Annotated in this window: 16 protein-coding genes; 1 reads left to right on the forward strand and 15 read right to left on the reverse strand. The window is 38.3% G+C overall.

Annotated elements, in window-relative coordinates:
- Positions 1-612: 612 nt before the first annotated feature.
- The 4 genes from D172_RS11865 to D172_RS11880 all read right to left on the reverse strand — a co-directional run bounded on the left by D172_RS11865 (position 613) and on the right by D172_RS11880 (position 3,574).
- Positions 613-945, reverse strand: a complete 333-nt coding sequence (locus D172_RS11865; RefSeq protein WP_007378102.1) for a YnfA family protein — start codon at positions 943-945, stop codon at positions 613-615.
- A 77-nt stretch (positions 946-1,022) separates the two neighbouring features.
- The gene (locus tag D172_RS11870; RefSeq protein WP_007378103.1) at positions 1,023-1,892 is read right to left on the reverse strand and encodes an MYG1 family protein; all 870 of its coding nucleotides are present in this window, start codon (positions 1,890-1,892) and stop codon (positions 1,023-1,025) included.
- Positions 1,893-2,218: 326 nt separating this feature from the next.
- Entirely contained in the window at positions 2,219-2,680 is a 462-nt protein-coding gene (locus D172_RS11875) for a GNAT family N-acetyltransferase (RefSeq protein ID WP_007378104.1), read from the reverse strand.
- Between the two features lie 258 nt (positions 2,681-2,938).
- Positions 2,939-3,574: a sulfotransferase gene (locus D172_RS11880; protein WP_168157899.1), complete on the reverse strand. Its 636-nt coding sequence runs from the start codon at positions 3,572-3,574 to the stop codon at positions 2,939-2,941.
- Positions 3,575-4,191: 617 nt separating this feature from the next.
- Between D172_RS11880 and cysZ the strand changes: the two genes are divergently transcribed.
- Complete coding sequence (gene cysZ / locus D172_RS11885) at positions 4,192-4,902, forward strand: sulfate transporter CysZ (RefSeq protein WP_007378106.1); 711 nt, start codon at positions 4,192-4,194, stop codon at positions 4,900-4,902.
- Positions 4,903-4,950: 48 nt separating this feature from the next.
- Here the strand turns inward: cysZ and rlmM are convergent, their stop codons facing one another.
- The 11 genes from rlmM to prfA form a co-directional block, all read right to left on the reverse strand.
- Complete coding sequence (gene rlmM, locus D172_RS11890; RefSeq protein ID WP_007378107.1) at positions 4,951-6,036, reverse strand: 23S rRNA (cytidine(2498)-2'-O)-methyltransferase RlmM; 1,086 nt, start codon at positions 6,034-6,036, stop codon at positions 4,951-4,953.
- Positions 6,037-6,053: 17 nt separating this feature from the next.
- On the reverse strand, positions 6,054-6,422 hold the full coding sequence (locus D172_RS11895; RefSeq protein WP_007378108.1) for a DUF423 domain-containing protein: 369 nt from the start codon (positions 6,420-6,422) through the stop codon (positions 6,054-6,056).
- Positions 6,422-7,069, reverse strand: a complete 648-nt coding sequence (locus tag D172_RS11900; RefSeq protein WP_007378109.1) for an alpha/beta family hydrolase — start codon at positions 7,067-7,069, stop codon at positions 6,422-6,424. The genes D172_RS11895 and D172_RS11900 overlap by 1 nt, the downstream gene beginning before the upstream one ends.
- A 1-nt stretch (position 7,070) precedes the next feature.
- Positions 7,071-7,967 carry a transcriptional regulator GcvA gene (locus tag D172_RS11905; RefSeq protein ID WP_007378110.1) on the reverse strand — a complete coding sequence of 299 codons (897 nt, stop codon included), beginning with the start codon at positions 7,965-7,967 and terminating at the stop codon, positions 7,071-7,073.
- A gap of 133 nt (positions 7,968-8,100) precedes the next feature.
- On the reverse strand, positions 8,101-8,955 hold the full coding sequence (kdsA, locus tag D172_RS11910) for a 3-deoxy-8-phosphooctulonate synthase (RefSeq protein WP_007378111.1): 855 nt from the start codon (positions 8,953-8,955) through the stop codon (positions 8,101-8,103).
- A 9-nt stretch (positions 8,956-8,964) separates the two neighbouring features.
- Positions 8,965-10,218, reverse strand: a complete 1,254-nt coding sequence (locus tag D172_RS11915) for a DUF819 domain-containing protein (RefSeq protein WP_007378112.1) — start codon at positions 10,216-10,218, stop codon at positions 8,965-8,967.
- A gap of 14 nt (positions 10,219-10,232) precedes the next feature.
- Complete coding sequence (locus D172_RS11920; protein WP_007378113.1) at positions 10,233-11,060, reverse strand: tetratricopeptide repeat protein; 828 nt, start codon at positions 11,058-11,060, stop codon at positions 10,233-10,235.
- A 149-nt stretch (positions 11,061-11,209) separates the two neighbouring features.
- Positions 11,210-11,584: a SirB2 family protein gene (locus D172_RS11925; protein ID WP_007378114.1), complete on the reverse strand. Its 375-nt coding sequence runs from the start codon at positions 11,582-11,584 to the stop codon at positions 11,210-11,212.
- 27 nt (positions 11,585-11,611) lie between these two features.
- Complete coding sequence (locus D172_RS11930; RefSeq protein ID WP_007378115.1) at positions 11,612-13,156, reverse strand: DUF3369 domain-containing protein; 1,545 nt, start codon at positions 13,154-13,156, stop codon at positions 11,612-11,614.
- A gap of 54 nt (positions 13,157-13,210) precedes the next feature.
- Complete coding sequence (gene prmC / locus D172_RS11935; protein WP_007378116.1) at positions 13,211-14,050, reverse strand: peptide chain release factor N(5)-glutamine methyltransferase; 840 nt, start codon at positions 14,048-14,050, stop codon at positions 13,211-13,213.
- Positions 14,051-14,052: 2 nt separating this feature from the next.
- Positions 14,053-15,138, reverse strand: a complete 1,086-nt coding sequence (gene prfA, locus D172_RS11940; RefSeq protein ID WP_007378117.1) for a peptide chain release factor 1 — start codon at positions 15,136-15,138, stop codon at positions 14,053-14,055.
- Between the last annotated feature and the right edge of the window lie 7 nt (positions 15,139-15,145).

Here is a 15,145-nt window from a genome sequence, read left to right on the forward strand (position 1 = left end):
AAATAGACATTCAAGTCCAACAAGTATTTTTACTCGTAACGAGTGATTTTTAATGTTGATAAAACGACCAATCACGTATTGCTCGCTAGAGTATATAAAATAGGACTTTGATGATTATTAAAGATAAGAAAAGCTGTAAAAAATGGCTGTTTTTAAATGACTCATTATAAATTTTATTAGCAAAAATGAGTTAGCTCATTCACTAAAATTAATCTTGAGTTACTTTTTTATAGAATTTACTTTTGATGGATTAGAGCAAGGCATTCTCAACACCTCAATTACTTACAGTTTAGCCAACGTGTTGTGACCAAGTAATACCCATGTATTTTTAAATTAAATATAATTTGCACTTCTAAAACGCTCAGCATAACATCCACCAGCTTCAATAGTTGCTTGGCGCATATGTAGCGTTAGGTACTACCTGTCGTATTGAAGTTGTTATAATTTTATTGGCAGTTTGAAAATAATCGAGGTAGGACTTTAAACAACACTAGGGTGTGTTTATCTTTGGAGGTAGAAATTGCAGCTGTGCATTTGGTTTTTAGCCAAGGCAGGGCCTATATGTGTTTCCCCCTATAAATAGGCGCTTTTTATTTATTGAGTATGAGCCAGCTATGCACTTTTTGGTGCGAACATAATTATAGCCATACCTAGCAGTGCAACTAAACCACCGATAATATCCCACATAGTAAGCTTTACGCCATCAACAACCCATAACCATAATAGCGCAACACAAATATATACGCCGCCATAAGCTGCATACACGCGCCCTGCTGCAGTAGGATGTAAAGATAGCAACCATGCAAATAGTGCCAAACTTAAAGCCGCAGGAATTAAAAGTAAAATACTTTTATCTTGCTTAAGCCAAAGGTAGGGCAAATAACAACCCACTATTTCTGCTAAGGCTGTAATAGTAAAAAGTGCGATTGTTTTTAATTCAAACATAATGCTCCGCGCTAAGATAACAAGCATAACAATCTATATAAATTGTTATGCTTGTTATTCGTTATGAATCTGAGTTGTTATTCGCTAAGCGCCATAGTGGCAAGTTTCATTGTGCTTTCAAACGACTTAGTGCCCGCTATAAATAAACCATTGTGACAGAACACAGCGTCGTCAATACCGGTTTCATCTACAAACGCTTGGTCAGATAAACCAGACCATGCTTTAGGCAGCGGTTTTCTATCTTCAAACGAGCCAGGCTCAACGGGTACAGTTTGTAATATCCATTGTCCAGAATGCGATGGGTAAACCATGTATAGCGCATCGCTTGATAAAATATGCACCGTTTTTTTCCACGGTGTGTATTTTTCAAGTACGATTACTCTGGCATCTTCAGCATTTTCAATTGCTTTGGCGACAATCTCTTTTGCATTTACACTTCCGTGAGCTGAAGCGATAAAACGAATAAGCATGCGAGCTGCAAATTCAACGGCTTCGTCAAAACAAGTATCAAAGTTACTTTCTTCTTCCCACGTAGGGTTAAACATTGAGATTGTTTGGCTCAAGCTTATCCCTTTTGATACCCCTTCAACATGACCACAATCGATGGCGTCAATGGTTGAAACTAAGCCTGAATCCACTCTATCAGCAACGGCTTGGTTATCATCACACAACGCTAAGCCGTATTTTTTCCATATTAAACCAAACGACGAAAAAGGAATGCCATTTTCTCGCTCGCCTGCACCACCACGCTGGTGATGATCAAAGCGGTTCGTTTCAGGGTCGTATTCGCCACCTACATCAATTACAAAGTCGGCATTTTCTATAAGCGCTTTATCGCGAGTACGTACCAGTTTAAACGCTGGCAACACGTGTTTAAGTACTGCAATACTAAAAACGTCATCCGCATGAAAATTACCGTTATGGGTTACTACTGTTATGTCTGTCATTGGTTTAGTGTCATTTTTAGAAAGGATAAGAAAGTCTCGCTATTTAAACGTTATGGTTTGAAGTATTTTAAGGAGCATAGTAAATGACGGATTTTATACGATTATAGCCAACAAAAACAGTATTCTGCTTTTGTTAATTTTAAGAGGGCATTTTTGAAATGATCTTTAACAGACAATATATAATAGTACTAATGAACTTTGGGTATATTTGAAAGTAGCAATTCATTATAGTTTAATTTATACACTATAAAAAACTATAATTAATCGCTACTTAAATAATTTAGTGTGGTCACTTAGAGTGAAGCTGTTAACCTTTATGCGCTTTGTTACTGGCTTAGGCCTAACTCCATAAATACACTTTGTGGATTCTCGAGGTAAGGCCCAAAACTAGCACATCGTTTGAAACCAAGATTTTCATATAGCTTAATCGATTGAATTTGCTTTGGCCCTGTTTCTAGCCTGATCAGTGGGATTTTCTCCTCACCTGCGTGATGTAAAAGTATCTGCATAATACGCCTAGATAACCCTTTACCACGATAACTAGGGCTTACATAAAGCCGTCTAATTTCACCATAGGGCGTTTTATCAAACTGCTTTACAATAGCGCCACACGCAATAATACCATCATCATTCTTTAAACCAATCGCATACACACTTGGCTCATTTAGTTCATTTAACGTAAGAGACTGTGCAGTGGCAACTGGATATAGAGAGTTTATTAGTCGGTCGATATCAGAAAAAACATTAATCACATCCTGGTCATTCGGTTTTAAATCAACTAACTGCATAGAACATCTCAATATATATTAAAAATATGTGTTGGCAAACTATACCGAATTGTAAAAAATGAACAACCTCGTTCTACTTATTTAAACGTTTAAATAAACCCAGTAATTTACGTGAATAAAGAATGCCCTCATGATTAAACGCAATTACTTGCTAAATTCAGTGTAGGCCTCTAAAAATAGCACATGCTACCAGCTCAATTATTTTATTTAATTTGGTCGATGCAAAAATTTTAATAACAGAAAAGTCATATTTCGTATTCACTTTAATGGGGTCAGCGAATAGTCAAAGTATTTTCTATGTTCTTTTCCAGCTAAATTAGAGTTAATTTTATTTGGATGTTTATATTCTTTCCAGTTGGCGACTTGACGTCCTATATTTAATTTAGGGAAACAGGTATTTCCTTGTATCTCCACGCCTAAAAACTGTTTTAGTTTTAACAAACTATCAGGTTCACTAATATCTATTGCTAAAAAATTGTCACTATTTTTGAAATACGAAAAAACAGCTTGTTCATGCTTTAAGTAACAACCAGCTAACGCTGTCGATGATAAGGGTAATACATCAGAGAACGTACGATGAAAACTACGCTTTAAAATAGGATTAAACTTACCTGTATTTAAATCTAAATGAGGCGCCATTTTTTCGAGCAACATAGTAATTGAAGGCACCCATTTGTTTAGCTCTCGACTTAAGTATATAAATTTAGCATTTGGGAATAACTCGTCTAAATGCATGTAGTCACTAAAGCAAGGTGCGTCAGATATTGCATCAGACATTTCAAATGCTTGCTTTGTAAAAGCGGTATGCGCCACCGAAAAGCCCATTTCTAGTAGCGCAACACTTATGCTAGTAGTGCCAGTTCTGGGCAACCCAATCACAAAGATCTTAGCCATCTATAATTACTCGCTTTTAAAATAATGTCACTAAAACTGCATGCGTTAGGGAGCTGAACAGAATCAGCCTAAGCTCTATATAAAAAAGTAACTTAATTCCCTGCCATAGATAAATCACCATTAAGTTAAGCCACTTTATAGCATTATTAGTGCCTGTTGACCTTTCAGAATTAAAATTCATTCAATCTATGGGCTATTTAATCGCGGCGTGAGGTTTGTAACCTAGTGGGCTCGGTAACTGCTCCTGTATTACTCTACTGGCTTACATCCATGTAAGAATAAGTAAAAACCGAGTAAAGCTTCCGCGTCCTGCTCACGCCCCTTACCTACATCCATGCAGGCAACAAAGAGTAAATTACCCCTAGGCTGAACCTTACGGGCAGCGCATGCTTGGCATTTATTCTACGTTATCGCCTATTTATGGAAAATAACCACACTACATAGGCTCTGCTTTGCCTAAATACCAAGCACACTGCTGAAAACTTAACCTCGAAAGATAAACAAGCCTAGTATTTAAACACTTTGTTACCTAAAAACGCTGTTCAAAAAAATTCAGCTATTTATACTAGCTACAGTGGTAAACATTTATTGAGGTTACTGTGCAGATAGTACAAGGTATGGAATATTTTTTTTCAGGTTTTAAATTAATTACTCAAAAGGGGTTAAAACGTTTTGTTTTTATTCCATTATTAATTAATATTTTACTTTTTGGTAGCTCGCTATTTTTCTTATTCGGTTGGCTAAGTGACAGTTTTAGCTACATCAATGATATGTTGCCACAATGGTTAAGTTGGCTTGAATGGCTAATGTGGCCAATTGCTATATTAATGGTTTTATTTAGCTACAGTATGCTCTTTACAGTGATCACTAATTTTATCGCAGCCCCCTTCAACGCTTTGTTAAGCGAAAAAGTAGAACTTTATTTAACAGGCCAAAAGATTAACGATGATGGCTTTACTGAATTAGTAAAAGACATACCTCGTATGCTAGCCCGCGAGTGGACAAAGTTATGCTATTACCTTCCTCGCGCTATAGGTTTTTTTATACTGCTTTGGATACTCCCCGTCATTGGTCAAATATTATGGGTCCTATTTACCTGTTGGATGTTCGCAGTGCAATACGAAGACTATGCGTTCGATAACCATAAAATTGGGTTTAAACAGATGAAAGACGATTTAAAAAGTAAACAAGGTCTATCGTATGGGTTTGGCTTTGCCGTTATGCTATTAACAGCAATACCATTTATAAACTTAATAGTAATGCCTGTCGCTGTGTGTGGGGCTACGCGTTTATGGGTTGATAATTACAGGCCCAAATATCGAAGTTAAATATACAAAAAATGGGTCATCAGACCCATTTTTTATTACTAATAAAACTTAGCTGTATAGATTTTGTGGCACCTTAGTAACGTTTAAATGAACGGTTATTTCCTCACGATCATGATACAAATGCTTAGCTTGCAACTCGTAGTTAATACCTTGTTTATCTAGCTCTTTTCTAATCATCGAAAGGCATTCGTAGACACTGTCAAAACGTTTTTTCATTGGAAGTTTTAAGTTAAATATAAACTCTTTAGCGTAGGCACTCACAGCCCAATCAATCATTAAGGTCGTCACTTTAGTGGGTTTTTCCACCATATCACACACTAACCAGGTAACATTTCTTTTTTCAGGGCGATATTTAAAACCGTCAGCTCTAAAATGTTTAACCTGGCCTGTTTCCATCAAATCATCATTCATCGGACCATTGTCAATTGCACTTACAAACATACCACGGCGAACAAGCTGATATGTCCAGCCCCCAGGGCAAGCGCCTAAATCGACACTGCGCATACCTGCTGCAACACGAGATTCGCGCTGTTGTTCAGGAATAAATACATTAAACGCTTCATCAAGCTTTAATGTTGATCGACTCGGTGCATCGCTTGGCATACGAAGACGTAAAATACCCATAAAAAATGGAGAATTATTAAAACTATATGAGTAACCTACATAAGCTGTGTTGTTTGTTAAAAACATAACATGCATTACAGGACGGTTTGCTTTGGGTTCGCGCAATACTGTATTTTGTTTTTCGAGGGCTTTTTTAAGTGGTGTTGATATTTTTTTACAAAACGTTAAAAGCTCTTTTCCTTCATTTGTGTCAGGGGTTTCTACACGTAGCTCTGAGCACAATGTAAACTCTTTTGCAGCTTCAACTACCGCGCCAACGCGATCTTCCACAGGCATGTTTTCAAGTAATGTACCGGCAAACCATTGGCGTGCAAACACCATATTTTTAAAATCAACTTTTTTGATTATTTCGTCGCTGTGATGCGCTTCAAAACATTCATAAACAACGTAACCCGTATTTGGCTTTGCTTTTACATAACCCGCAAAGCCTTGCTCTGCAGCGTGAAACGTTATTTCAGCAGCGGCATCGTTTTCAAACCCACTACGACAGTAAATCACAACACTAGACATATTAACCCTTAAACTCTTTAAAACTTAAATCGTGCAACTTGCACTAAAATAACTACCCAACCAATAATAAAGCACAGCCCACCTAGCGGCGTTATTGGCCCCAGCCACTTCATACCAGTTAATGCGAGTAAATATAAACTGCCACTAAAAAGTAGTGTGCCTGTTATAAAAAAACCACCAGCCCAGCTCAGATTTATGCCCCACTTAATTAAAATAGCAACCGCAATAAGCGCAAGTCCATGCACCATTTGATATTCAGCAGCAGTTTTAAAAACCCCAAGCGAATACTCTGTTAAACGGCTTTTTAAACCATGTGCTGCAAATGCACCTAACATGACCGAAAGCATACAAAAAATACTGCCCATCATTAAAAATACTTTAATCATTAATTACCCTCTAAATTTAAATCCACACAGTTTTTAATAAATTCAACAGCCTCCAAAGCAGCTGTTTCTCTATTTTGTAGCTCAGTCATACCACTTTTTTTACGAGGTTTAAGTGAGTGGTCCCCATCTGTAAGCCATATGTATTGTGGCTGTTTCGGCATAACCATTGTTGCAAGCTCTTGGCGAGTACCAAACGTATCTCGCTCACCTTGTAATACTAAAAAAGGGCAGACTATATCTGCGAAGTGATCGGTACGCAGCTTTTCAGGTTTGCCTGGTGGATGAAACGGATAGCCAAAAGCAAGAACACCTAAAACAGGTTGTTCTGTCGTACAAGCAAGCATGGATGCCATTCGTCCACCCATTGATTTCCCGCCAATAAATAGCGGAACGTTTGGCTGTGTATGGTTAAGTATTTGCTCGTAATAACTAAGTAATTTAGGTGCTCGCTCAGGAGGCCTACGCTTATTCGTTTGTTTGGCTATTTGCATATACTCAAAATCAAATAGGCCAACATCAACACCCTGTTCACTGATTAGTTTTGCCACATGCTGCATAAAGTCTGAATCACTACCGGCACCAGCTCCATGGGCAAATATAAATTGCGCTATTGCTGGCTGCTGACTACTTTTAACCCACTCAATCATATTAATACTCTTGCTCTTGCTCTACTAAGCTCAACATCCACTCTTTAAAGGATACTATTTTACCTAGCTCTGTTTGTGATTCTCTAAGGACTAAATAATAGGCGTTTTTACTTTCAAGACTGTGATTAAATGGGATCACTAAGCGCCCAGCGTCAATGTCAGGCTTTGCCAGCACGCTGTTACCAATTGCCACACCTTGGCCATGCACTGCTGCTTGCAGCACCATCGATGAATGACTAAATATAGGACCTTGGTTAACTTGAATATTGCGCACACCAGCCGTTTTCATCCATGTTTTCCAGTTTTTACGGGTAGTGTCATGCAGTAAAGTGTGATGTACTAAATCGCTTGGTTGGTCAAGCGGTTTTATCCCACTTAACAACATCGGGCTACATAAAGGGACTAAATACTCGGTATGTAATTTATAAGCTTGCACACCACTCCAATGACCTCGCCCGTAATAAATAGCCACATCAACATCATCTGTTAATGAGTTTTCGTCTTGGTCTTGCGCTTTGATCCGCACGTCAATCTCAGGATGTAACTCATTAAATAAGCTTAAACGAGGTACAAGCCATTGAATTGCAAAACTTGGTGTTAAGCTAACTGTTAATGAGCCCTTAGCACCACGCGCTAATAGTTTTTCGGTTGCATCAATTAGTTGCGTAAAAATCTCTTTAATATCGAGGAAGTAGCCTTGCCCTTCTTCTGTTAATAATAACGAACGATTTTTACGTAAAAACAATTTCAAACCTAAATGTTCTTCAAGTGTTTTTATTTGATGACTGACAGCCGCTTGAGTTACATAAAGCTCTTCCGCAGCTTTTGTAAAACTTAAATGGCGCGCAGCGGCTTCAAAAGCTTTTAATGCGTTTAATGGAGGTACTCGTCTTGACATGATGACCAAGCTTAGAATTAGTTTTTCTTATGCGGTGAATTATATACCTATGCTGAGAAAGAGTATATTTAAGGTGTAAAAAAAGCGACCTAAGTCGCTTTTCTAACATTTCACTTAATTGTTAAGCTTTTAATTATAAGTCATTTGCACTTGTATCAAGCGGTTCAAAGCTTTTAATTAAATCGTCTACCGCTTTCATTTGCGATAAGTAACCTTCTAACTTGCTAAGTGCTAGCGCGCAAGGGCCATCACATTTCGCTTCGTTAGGATTTGGGTGCGCTTCTATAAATAAACCAGCAATACCCAATGCCATACCACTTCGGGCAAGCTCAGCTGCTTGTGCACGACGACCATCAGCCGAATCTGTACGACCGCCAGGACGTTGTAGCGCATGTGTTGCATCAAAAATCACAGGAGCCATTGCTTTCATGTCATCCATGCCAAGCATATCAACCACTAGATTATTATACCCAAAGCTAGAGCCTCGTTCACAAAGTGCTACGTTGTTATTACCCGCTTCATTAAATTTAGTAATGATGTGACGCATTTCGTGTGGTGCTAAAAACTGTGGTTTTTTCACGTTAATGATCGCGCCTGTTTTTGCCATAGCAACCACTAAATCAGTTTGACGTGCTAGAAATGCAGGTAACTGAATAACATCGACAACTTCAGCAACAGGGGCCGCTTGATGTGGTTCATGTACATCGGTAATAAGCGGAATATTGAACGTTTTTTTAATCTCTTCAAATATTTTTAAACCTTCTTCCATACCTGGACCACGGTACGAATTGATTGAAGATCGATTAGCTTTATCAAATGACGCTTTAAATACATAAGGAATATTTAATTTAGCGGTTACTTCTACGTAATGCTCTGCAACACGCATAGCTAAATCGCGAGATTCTAATACGTTAATACCACCAAACAATACAAACGGTTTGTTGTTTGCTAGTTCAATTTCATTAATTTTAATAATTTGGTCTTTCATTTAAATTCCTTACGGTGCAACTGCTTGCATCATTAATCCACAAATATAAGCCATATACGTACCCACACCATAGCCCAGTACAGCTAACAGAACACCAACAGGCGCTAATGACGGATGAAACGCTGATGCTACAACAGGTGCAGACGCTGCACCGCCCACATTAGCCTGCGAGCCCACTGCCATATAAAATAACGGTGCTTTAATTAGTTTAGCAACTAGCAACATTAAACTTGCATGTACAAGCATCCAAATAGCACCCACTAAAAATAAGCCGGGATTATCAAAAATGGCGGTTACATTCATATGCAAACCAATCGATGCAACTAAAATATATAAAAAGCTAGAGGCCACTTTTGAAGCACCAAACGCCTCTATTTGTCTCACTTTAGTAAAAGATAAACTAATACCAATCGTAGTCGATATGACAATCAACCAAAAGAATTTGCTGTTTAGGCTGTACTCTTTTGCCCACTCATAAGTAGTGCCAAAATAAGGACCTAGAAAATCAGCACAAAAATGTGCTAAACCAGTAATACCAAATGCAATAGCAAGTAATGTCATGTAGTCGTTAAGAGTAGGCATGCGAGCATGTTCTGCGTGATATGTTTCTACTCGGCGTTTTAAATCTTCAATTGCGCTAGTATCGGCACCTGTTGCCGCATCAATTTTCTTATGATTTGCTGCCATTAACAATAAAACAGCCATCCAAATATTAGCGACTATTACATCAACAGTAACCATCACCGAAAATATATCGCCGCCAACTTCAAACATCTCTTTCATCGAAGCTTGATTCGCACCGCCACCAATCCAGCTACCCGCAACAGTTGTCATACCGCGCCATACCGCATCAGGACCATGGCCACCAACAATACTAGGGTCAACAGCACTGACGACTAAAATAGCCAAAGGTCCACCAATAACAATACCCAAGGTACCTACTAAAAACATAATTAGTGCTTTAGGGCCTAAATTAAGTATGGCCCTTAAATCAATACTAATGGTAAGAAGTATTAAACAAGCTGGCAGTAAGTAGCGCGAAGCTACGTAATAAACATTCGACTTATTGCCATCAACTATACCAAATGTATTCAGTAGTGACGGTAAAAAGTAACAAAGTAACAAGGCAGGTACGTATTTATAAAATCTTTTTAGTGCTGGGCGTTCACTGTTTGAGGTTTTAAATATAAACCCCAAAATAACAGCAAGTAAACCAAGTACAACGGCATCATTGGTTATTAATGCACTTTGAGTTTCAACCATAATTTTTCCTATTCTTAATGGTGAGTTTTATTATTATCTTCTAATTCTTCTATCTGATGTTGAATAATCTCAATAGCAGGATCGTCAGGACATTCATCGACAAAAAATTGTAAATCATCTCGTGCCATTTTAGGACAATCGAGTTGATTTAATAAGTAGCCTCTGTCGCGTCTTTCATACGGGTCGTCGCCAATTAATTCCATCAACATTTCTACACACGTTAAAGCATGGCCAAATTTATTTTCGCTAATAAAAGACCATTTTTGTTGAGCTAAGAACAATTTATATACTTCATCATCAAAAATAAGTTCTAGTGGTTCCTGTTCTTGCCCATCATCCTCATCCGCATTTTCAGGGATAATATACCAACTTTGTTGACCGCTACTTGGTTCAATTATGTAGCCTTCCTCATCGCTAATAGCGACATGCACACCAATATCGCCTTGGTTTAAGCTCATGCTAGCATCGAGTTTAGCGTGTTGTAAAAAGTGGCACAGTAAAATAGCTAATGTAGTTGGGGAGCCACTGCGCATGGTTAAGGTATAACTTAAACTATTTAGTTTATGCTCAGGCACTTTTAAGCTTGAGGCACTAAATAGCCAGGTACTATAAAAAGTATCTAATAATTTTTCTAAGCGATCGTGATCGTCGCTCACTTTTAAGCACAAAACATTTATTTGTTGCTCAAAGTCGGTGAGAATGTCAAAACTTGCTGTTAAATCTAATTGAGGATCCCATTTAGACTCAGCTTTAATACAACGATAAATTGCCGCAGGGGTAAATTCATCAAAAGCATCATCAACATAAGATTCATCGTGTTCATCAAACCCGAGGGTGGTCATCAATACTGCAACATTTTAGAAAACGAAGGCGTAGTTTACCTAACTTTAAAGCTATATACCAATATAGTGATGTTTTTGAATATTTGCAGCGAGGTGGAAGAACGAGCTTTACAGGCAATACCGTAAAGCTCAAATTGTTAAGGTTTACTTTAGAACAACAAAGCTGATTTAGACGTCGCTAAATAACCTATCGCTAAAACAACAACGGTATTAATTACAATGTAAATAATTTTAGCTAGGGTGTTAGTTTGCTTTGAACTTTTAACCCCTATCGCAATATACACAACAACTAAAATTATCTTTTCTAACAACCATAGCTGCTCAAAAGGGTTAATTTTAGCCATAAAAACAAGTGTAAGAGCAGAAACCAACAGTAGTGTATCTATGCTATGACTACCAATAAGTACCAACTTATTCTTAGCTATTTTGCCACTACCAATTCGCGAAAAAGAGCGAACATAAAATAAAATAACACTGAGCATAGCAATTGCCATGTGTGAGTGCTTTACTGCTAAATAATCCATATGCCCCTGACTTCTATATTTTTGATATTAATCTGGAAAACGAGTTAATACTATTTCTATTTCATTAAGCTTATCGTTAAGCACTTCAACAAGTTTAGGCTCAAAATGCGATCCTTTTTGTGAATTGATTTCATCAACCACTCGTTGCAGTGACCAAGGTTCTTTATAACAGCGTTTATGGCGAAGTGCATCATAAACGTCAGCAAGAGAGACTATTCGGCCAAATACATTTATTTCTTCACCTTTCAATCCATTCGGATAGCCAGAGCCATCCCATTTTTCATGGTGTTCTTTTGCTATAATTGCACCAGCACTAACAATTTCCCTCGGTGAATCTTTTAAAATGCTATAACCTTTATCTGTGTGGGTTTTCATCACTTCCCACTCTTGGCCGTCGAGCTTTCCTGGTTTATTTAAAATAGCATCCGGTATACCTACTTTTCCAACATCATGCAAAGGCGATGCTAATCGAACTAAATCGGCTTCTCGCTTAGATAAGCCATAACCCTCAGCCAATATATGACAAATATTAGCCACACGCTTAACATGATTACCTGTTTCACTTGAGCGCTGCTCTACCGCTTCACTCAATCTATAAACTAATTCCTGCTGAGTTGCTTCTATTTCTGATTGTAACTGCACATTTTCAAATGCTAATTGCACATTTTGCGAAAAAATCTCAATTAAATGACGTTGCGTATCCGTTAATAATTTTGGGATACCTGATATAAATAACATTGAGTTATGATTATATTGACTACTGCAGTAAGCAAATAGGTAATTATCTTTATATACGATTGTTTTGTCACTTAATGCTTGTTGACACGCTGTAAGTTGTTCACTTTTAAGAACCAGCTCTAACTCTTTTCCTTCACTTTGTTCAAAGTCCCCTGTACCTGAACGAACAATAAGCTTTTTGTTATTGTTTTCTTCTGGATTTTGAGCAACTAATGTAGTGGCGTACATTGCTTGATCTGCAATACCTAATAACGAGGTAAGTTGCTGCATTACGCCCTCAGTGAAACTATCTATTGAATGAGCCGAAAATATATCCCTTGAGGCTTTTATTATTTTCTCTAGCCCTTCGCGTGATTGTTCAATAGAAATAATATCGCGATATGAACGAAGACTAGACATAATAACTGTGAATAGTTTTTGCGCCGTTAATTCCGTTTTCGATTTATAATCATTAATATCATAATCAACAATAACTTGTCTTTCAGGTGCTTGACCCGGTTGCCCCGTTCGTAAAATAATTCGAATATGATTGTTTTTAGCCGTTTCACGAATGTATTTAGCGACTTGCAAACCCGCATCATCCGTTTCCATTACTACATCAAGCAAAACTATGGCGGCATCAGAATGCTCGTCTATTAACTTTTTCGCTTCTGCACCAGAGTATGCACTTACAAACTCCAATCGTTTATTTTGAAAATCAAAATCACTTAATGCCAATTTTGTTACAGCATGAACCTCAGGTTCGTCGTCAACGATTAATACTTTCCAGGTGCCCTGTTCTATTTTACTAACAGGCTCTTGAGGCTCATCTGAAAATAAGAAATCATCCATCATAGCTAAAATTTCCTCGCAGCATTTTTTAATACACAAGTAGACAATTTTTACTATTTAAGGCCACTGTGCGAGCGTTACACGGTCATTATTACCAAAGTCTTTCACTGTTTTAATATTAACAAACGCCATTTTTTCAAAGAAATGACGAACAGCTTCACCTTGCTCAAAACCGTGTTCTATTAAAAGATAGCCATTAGATAGCAAATAGTCACGTGATTGTGTAATTATTTGTTTAATATCAGACATTCCGCAATCATCAGCCACTAATGCCGATAAAGGCTCAAAACGCACATCGCCCTGATTCAAATGTACATCGTTGCTTTCGATGTAAGGTGGGTTTGTGACTATTAGATTAAACTTTTCACCGTGCAACTCACTAAACCAGTTGCTTTGTTTAACGTGCACGTTATTAATTGCCAATCGCTGCTGGTTACGTGTAGCAAGTGCAACGGCATCGCTTACTCTATCTACTGCAATAATTTGCCAATCAGGCATTTCACTACCCAGTGCCAACGCAATTGCACCAGTACCCGTGCCTAAATCAAGTACTTTAGCTGTAGCAGGAACAGCCACTTCAAGTGCTTGTTCTACTAATGTTTCAGTATCAGGGCGAGGTATTAAGGTTGTTGCGTTAACTTCAAGCGATAAACTCCAAAACTCACGTTGCCCTGTAATATGTGCAACAGGTTCACCGTTTAAACGTCGTTGGCAAAATGTATTAAATTGCTGTTGTTGCTTAGCGTTAAGTTCATGCTCTGGCCAAGTAAAAAGGTAACTGCGAGGTTTTTGAAGAATATGTAGAAGTAAAACTTGTGCGTCTAATTTAGCACTTTCGCTGCTAGGTGCTAATAAATTAGCGCCTGCAGCAATTGCTTGTTCAAGAGTTTGGCTCACGATTACTCGTCGCCCATAGCCGCTAATAAGTCAGCTTGATACTCTTGCATTAATGGGTCAATAACGCAGCTTAAATCACCCGCTACCACTTCGTTTAAACGATAAAGTGTTAAGTTAATGCGGTGATCGGTAATACGACCTTGCGGGTAGTTATAAGTACGGATACGTTCAGAACGATCGCCACTACCAACTAAGTCACGACGTTCAGATGCTTCTGCCGCATGGCGCTTTTCATCTTCAGCTTGTTGCAAACGTGCTGCAAGTACTGACATCGCTTTAGCGCGGTTTTTATGCTGCGAACGCTGATCCTGACACTCAACCACAACACCGGTAGGTATATGTGTAAGTCGAATAGCAGAATCGGTTTTGTTAACGTGCTGACCACCTGCGCCTGATGCACGAAATGTATCAACTTTTAAATCTGCGGTATTAATTTGTATCGCTTCGGCCTCTGGTACTTCCGCCATTACCGCAACAGTACACGCAGAGGTATGCACTCGCCCTTGTGATTCAGTTTCTGGCACACGTTGTACACGGTGTACACCTGATTCAAACTTTAATTGACCGTAGACGCCTTCGCCACTGATATTCGCAATCACTTCTTTGTAACCACCGTGCTCACCTTCATTGGTGCTCACAACTTCTACTTTCCATTTTTTAGTTTCTGCATAGCGGCTGTACATACGGAATAAATCGCCAGCAAAAATAGCCGCTTCATCACCGCCTGTTCCAGCGCGTACTTCAACAAACACATTATTGTTATCTCGCGGATCTTTTGGCAACATTAATACTTGAATTTGATCCTCAATTACCAAAATTTGTGCTTTAGCTTCTTTATATTCTTCTTGCGCCATTTCACGCATTTCAGGGTCAGAATCTTTAAGCATCTCTTCTGCACTGGCTAAATTGTCTTGCGTTTCTTTATAAGTTAAAAACGTTTTTACAATCTCTTCAAGCTCGGAGTATTCTTTTGAAAGCCCACGAAAACGATTTTGATCACTAATGACCGACGGGTCGCTTAGCAGCGCTTGTACTTCTTCGTAACGCTCTACTAAGGTTTCTAATTTATTATAAACAGACTCTTTCATTTAACGG

It is taken from the genome of Pseudoalteromonas sp. Bsw20308 (genome assembly GCF_000310105.2).
Taxonomy (GTDB): domain Bacteria; phylum Pseudomonadota; class Gammaproteobacteria; order Enterobacterales; family Alteromonadaceae; genus Pseudoalteromonas; species Pseudoalteromonas fuliginea.

Coding starts and splice junctions, on each gene's coding strand:
- D172_RS11920 (WP_007378113.1), bottom strand. CDS start 11,060: ATGACCACCCTCGGGTTTGATGAACACGATGAATCTTATGTTGATGAT.
- kdsA (WP_007378111.1), bottom strand. CDS start 8,955: ATGAAAGACCAAATTATTAAAATTAATGAAATTGAACTAGCAAACAAC.
- D172_RS11925 (WP_007378114.1), bottom strand. CDS start 11,584: ATGGATTATTTAGCAGTAAAGCACTCACACATGGCAATTGCTATGCTC.
- D172_RS11875 (WP_007378104.1), bottom strand. CDS start 2,680: ATGCAGTTAGTTGATTTAAAACCGAATGACCAGGATGTGATTAATGTT.
- D172_RS11930 (WP_007378115.1), bottom strand. CDS start 13,156: ATGATGGATGATTTCTTATTTTCAGATGAGCCTCAAGAGCCTGTTAGT.
- cysZ (WP_007378106.1), top strand. CDS start 4,192: ATGGAATATTTTTTTTCAGGTTTTAAATTAATTACTCAAAAGGGGTTA.
- D172_RS11915 (WP_007378112.1), bottom strand. CDS start 10,218: ATGGTTGAAACTCAAAGTGCATTAATAACCAATGATGCCGTTGTACTT.
- rlmM (WP_007378107.1), bottom strand. CDS start 6,036: ATGTCTAGTGTTGTGATTTACTGTCGTAGTGGGTTTGAAAACGATGCC.
- D172_RS11900 (WP_007378109.1), bottom strand. CDS start 7,069: ATGATTGAGTGGGTTAAAAGTAGTCAGCAGCCAGCAATAGCGCAATTT.
- D172_RS11905 (WP_007378110.1), bottom strand. CDS start 7,967: ATGTCAAGACGAGTACCTCCATTAAACGCATTAAAAGCTTTTGAAGCC.
- D172_RS11880 (WP_168157899.1), bottom strand. CDS start 3,574: ATGGCTAAGATCTTTGTGATTGGGTTGCCCAGAACTGGCACTACTAGC.
- prfA (WP_007378117.1), bottom strand. CDS start 15,138: ATGAAAGAGTCTGTTTATAATAAATTAGAAACCTTAGTAGAGCGTTAC.
- D172_RS11870 (WP_007378103.1), bottom strand. CDS start 1,892: ATGACAGACATAACAGTAGTAACCCATAACGGTAATTTTCATGCGGAT.
- D172_RS11895 (WP_007378108.1), bottom strand. CDS start 6,422: ATGATTAAAGTATTTTTAATGATGGGCAGTATTTTTTGTATGCTTTCG.
- D172_RS11865 (WP_007378102.1), bottom strand. CDS start 945: ATGTTTGAATTAAAAACAATCGCACTTTTTACTATTACAGCCTTAGCA.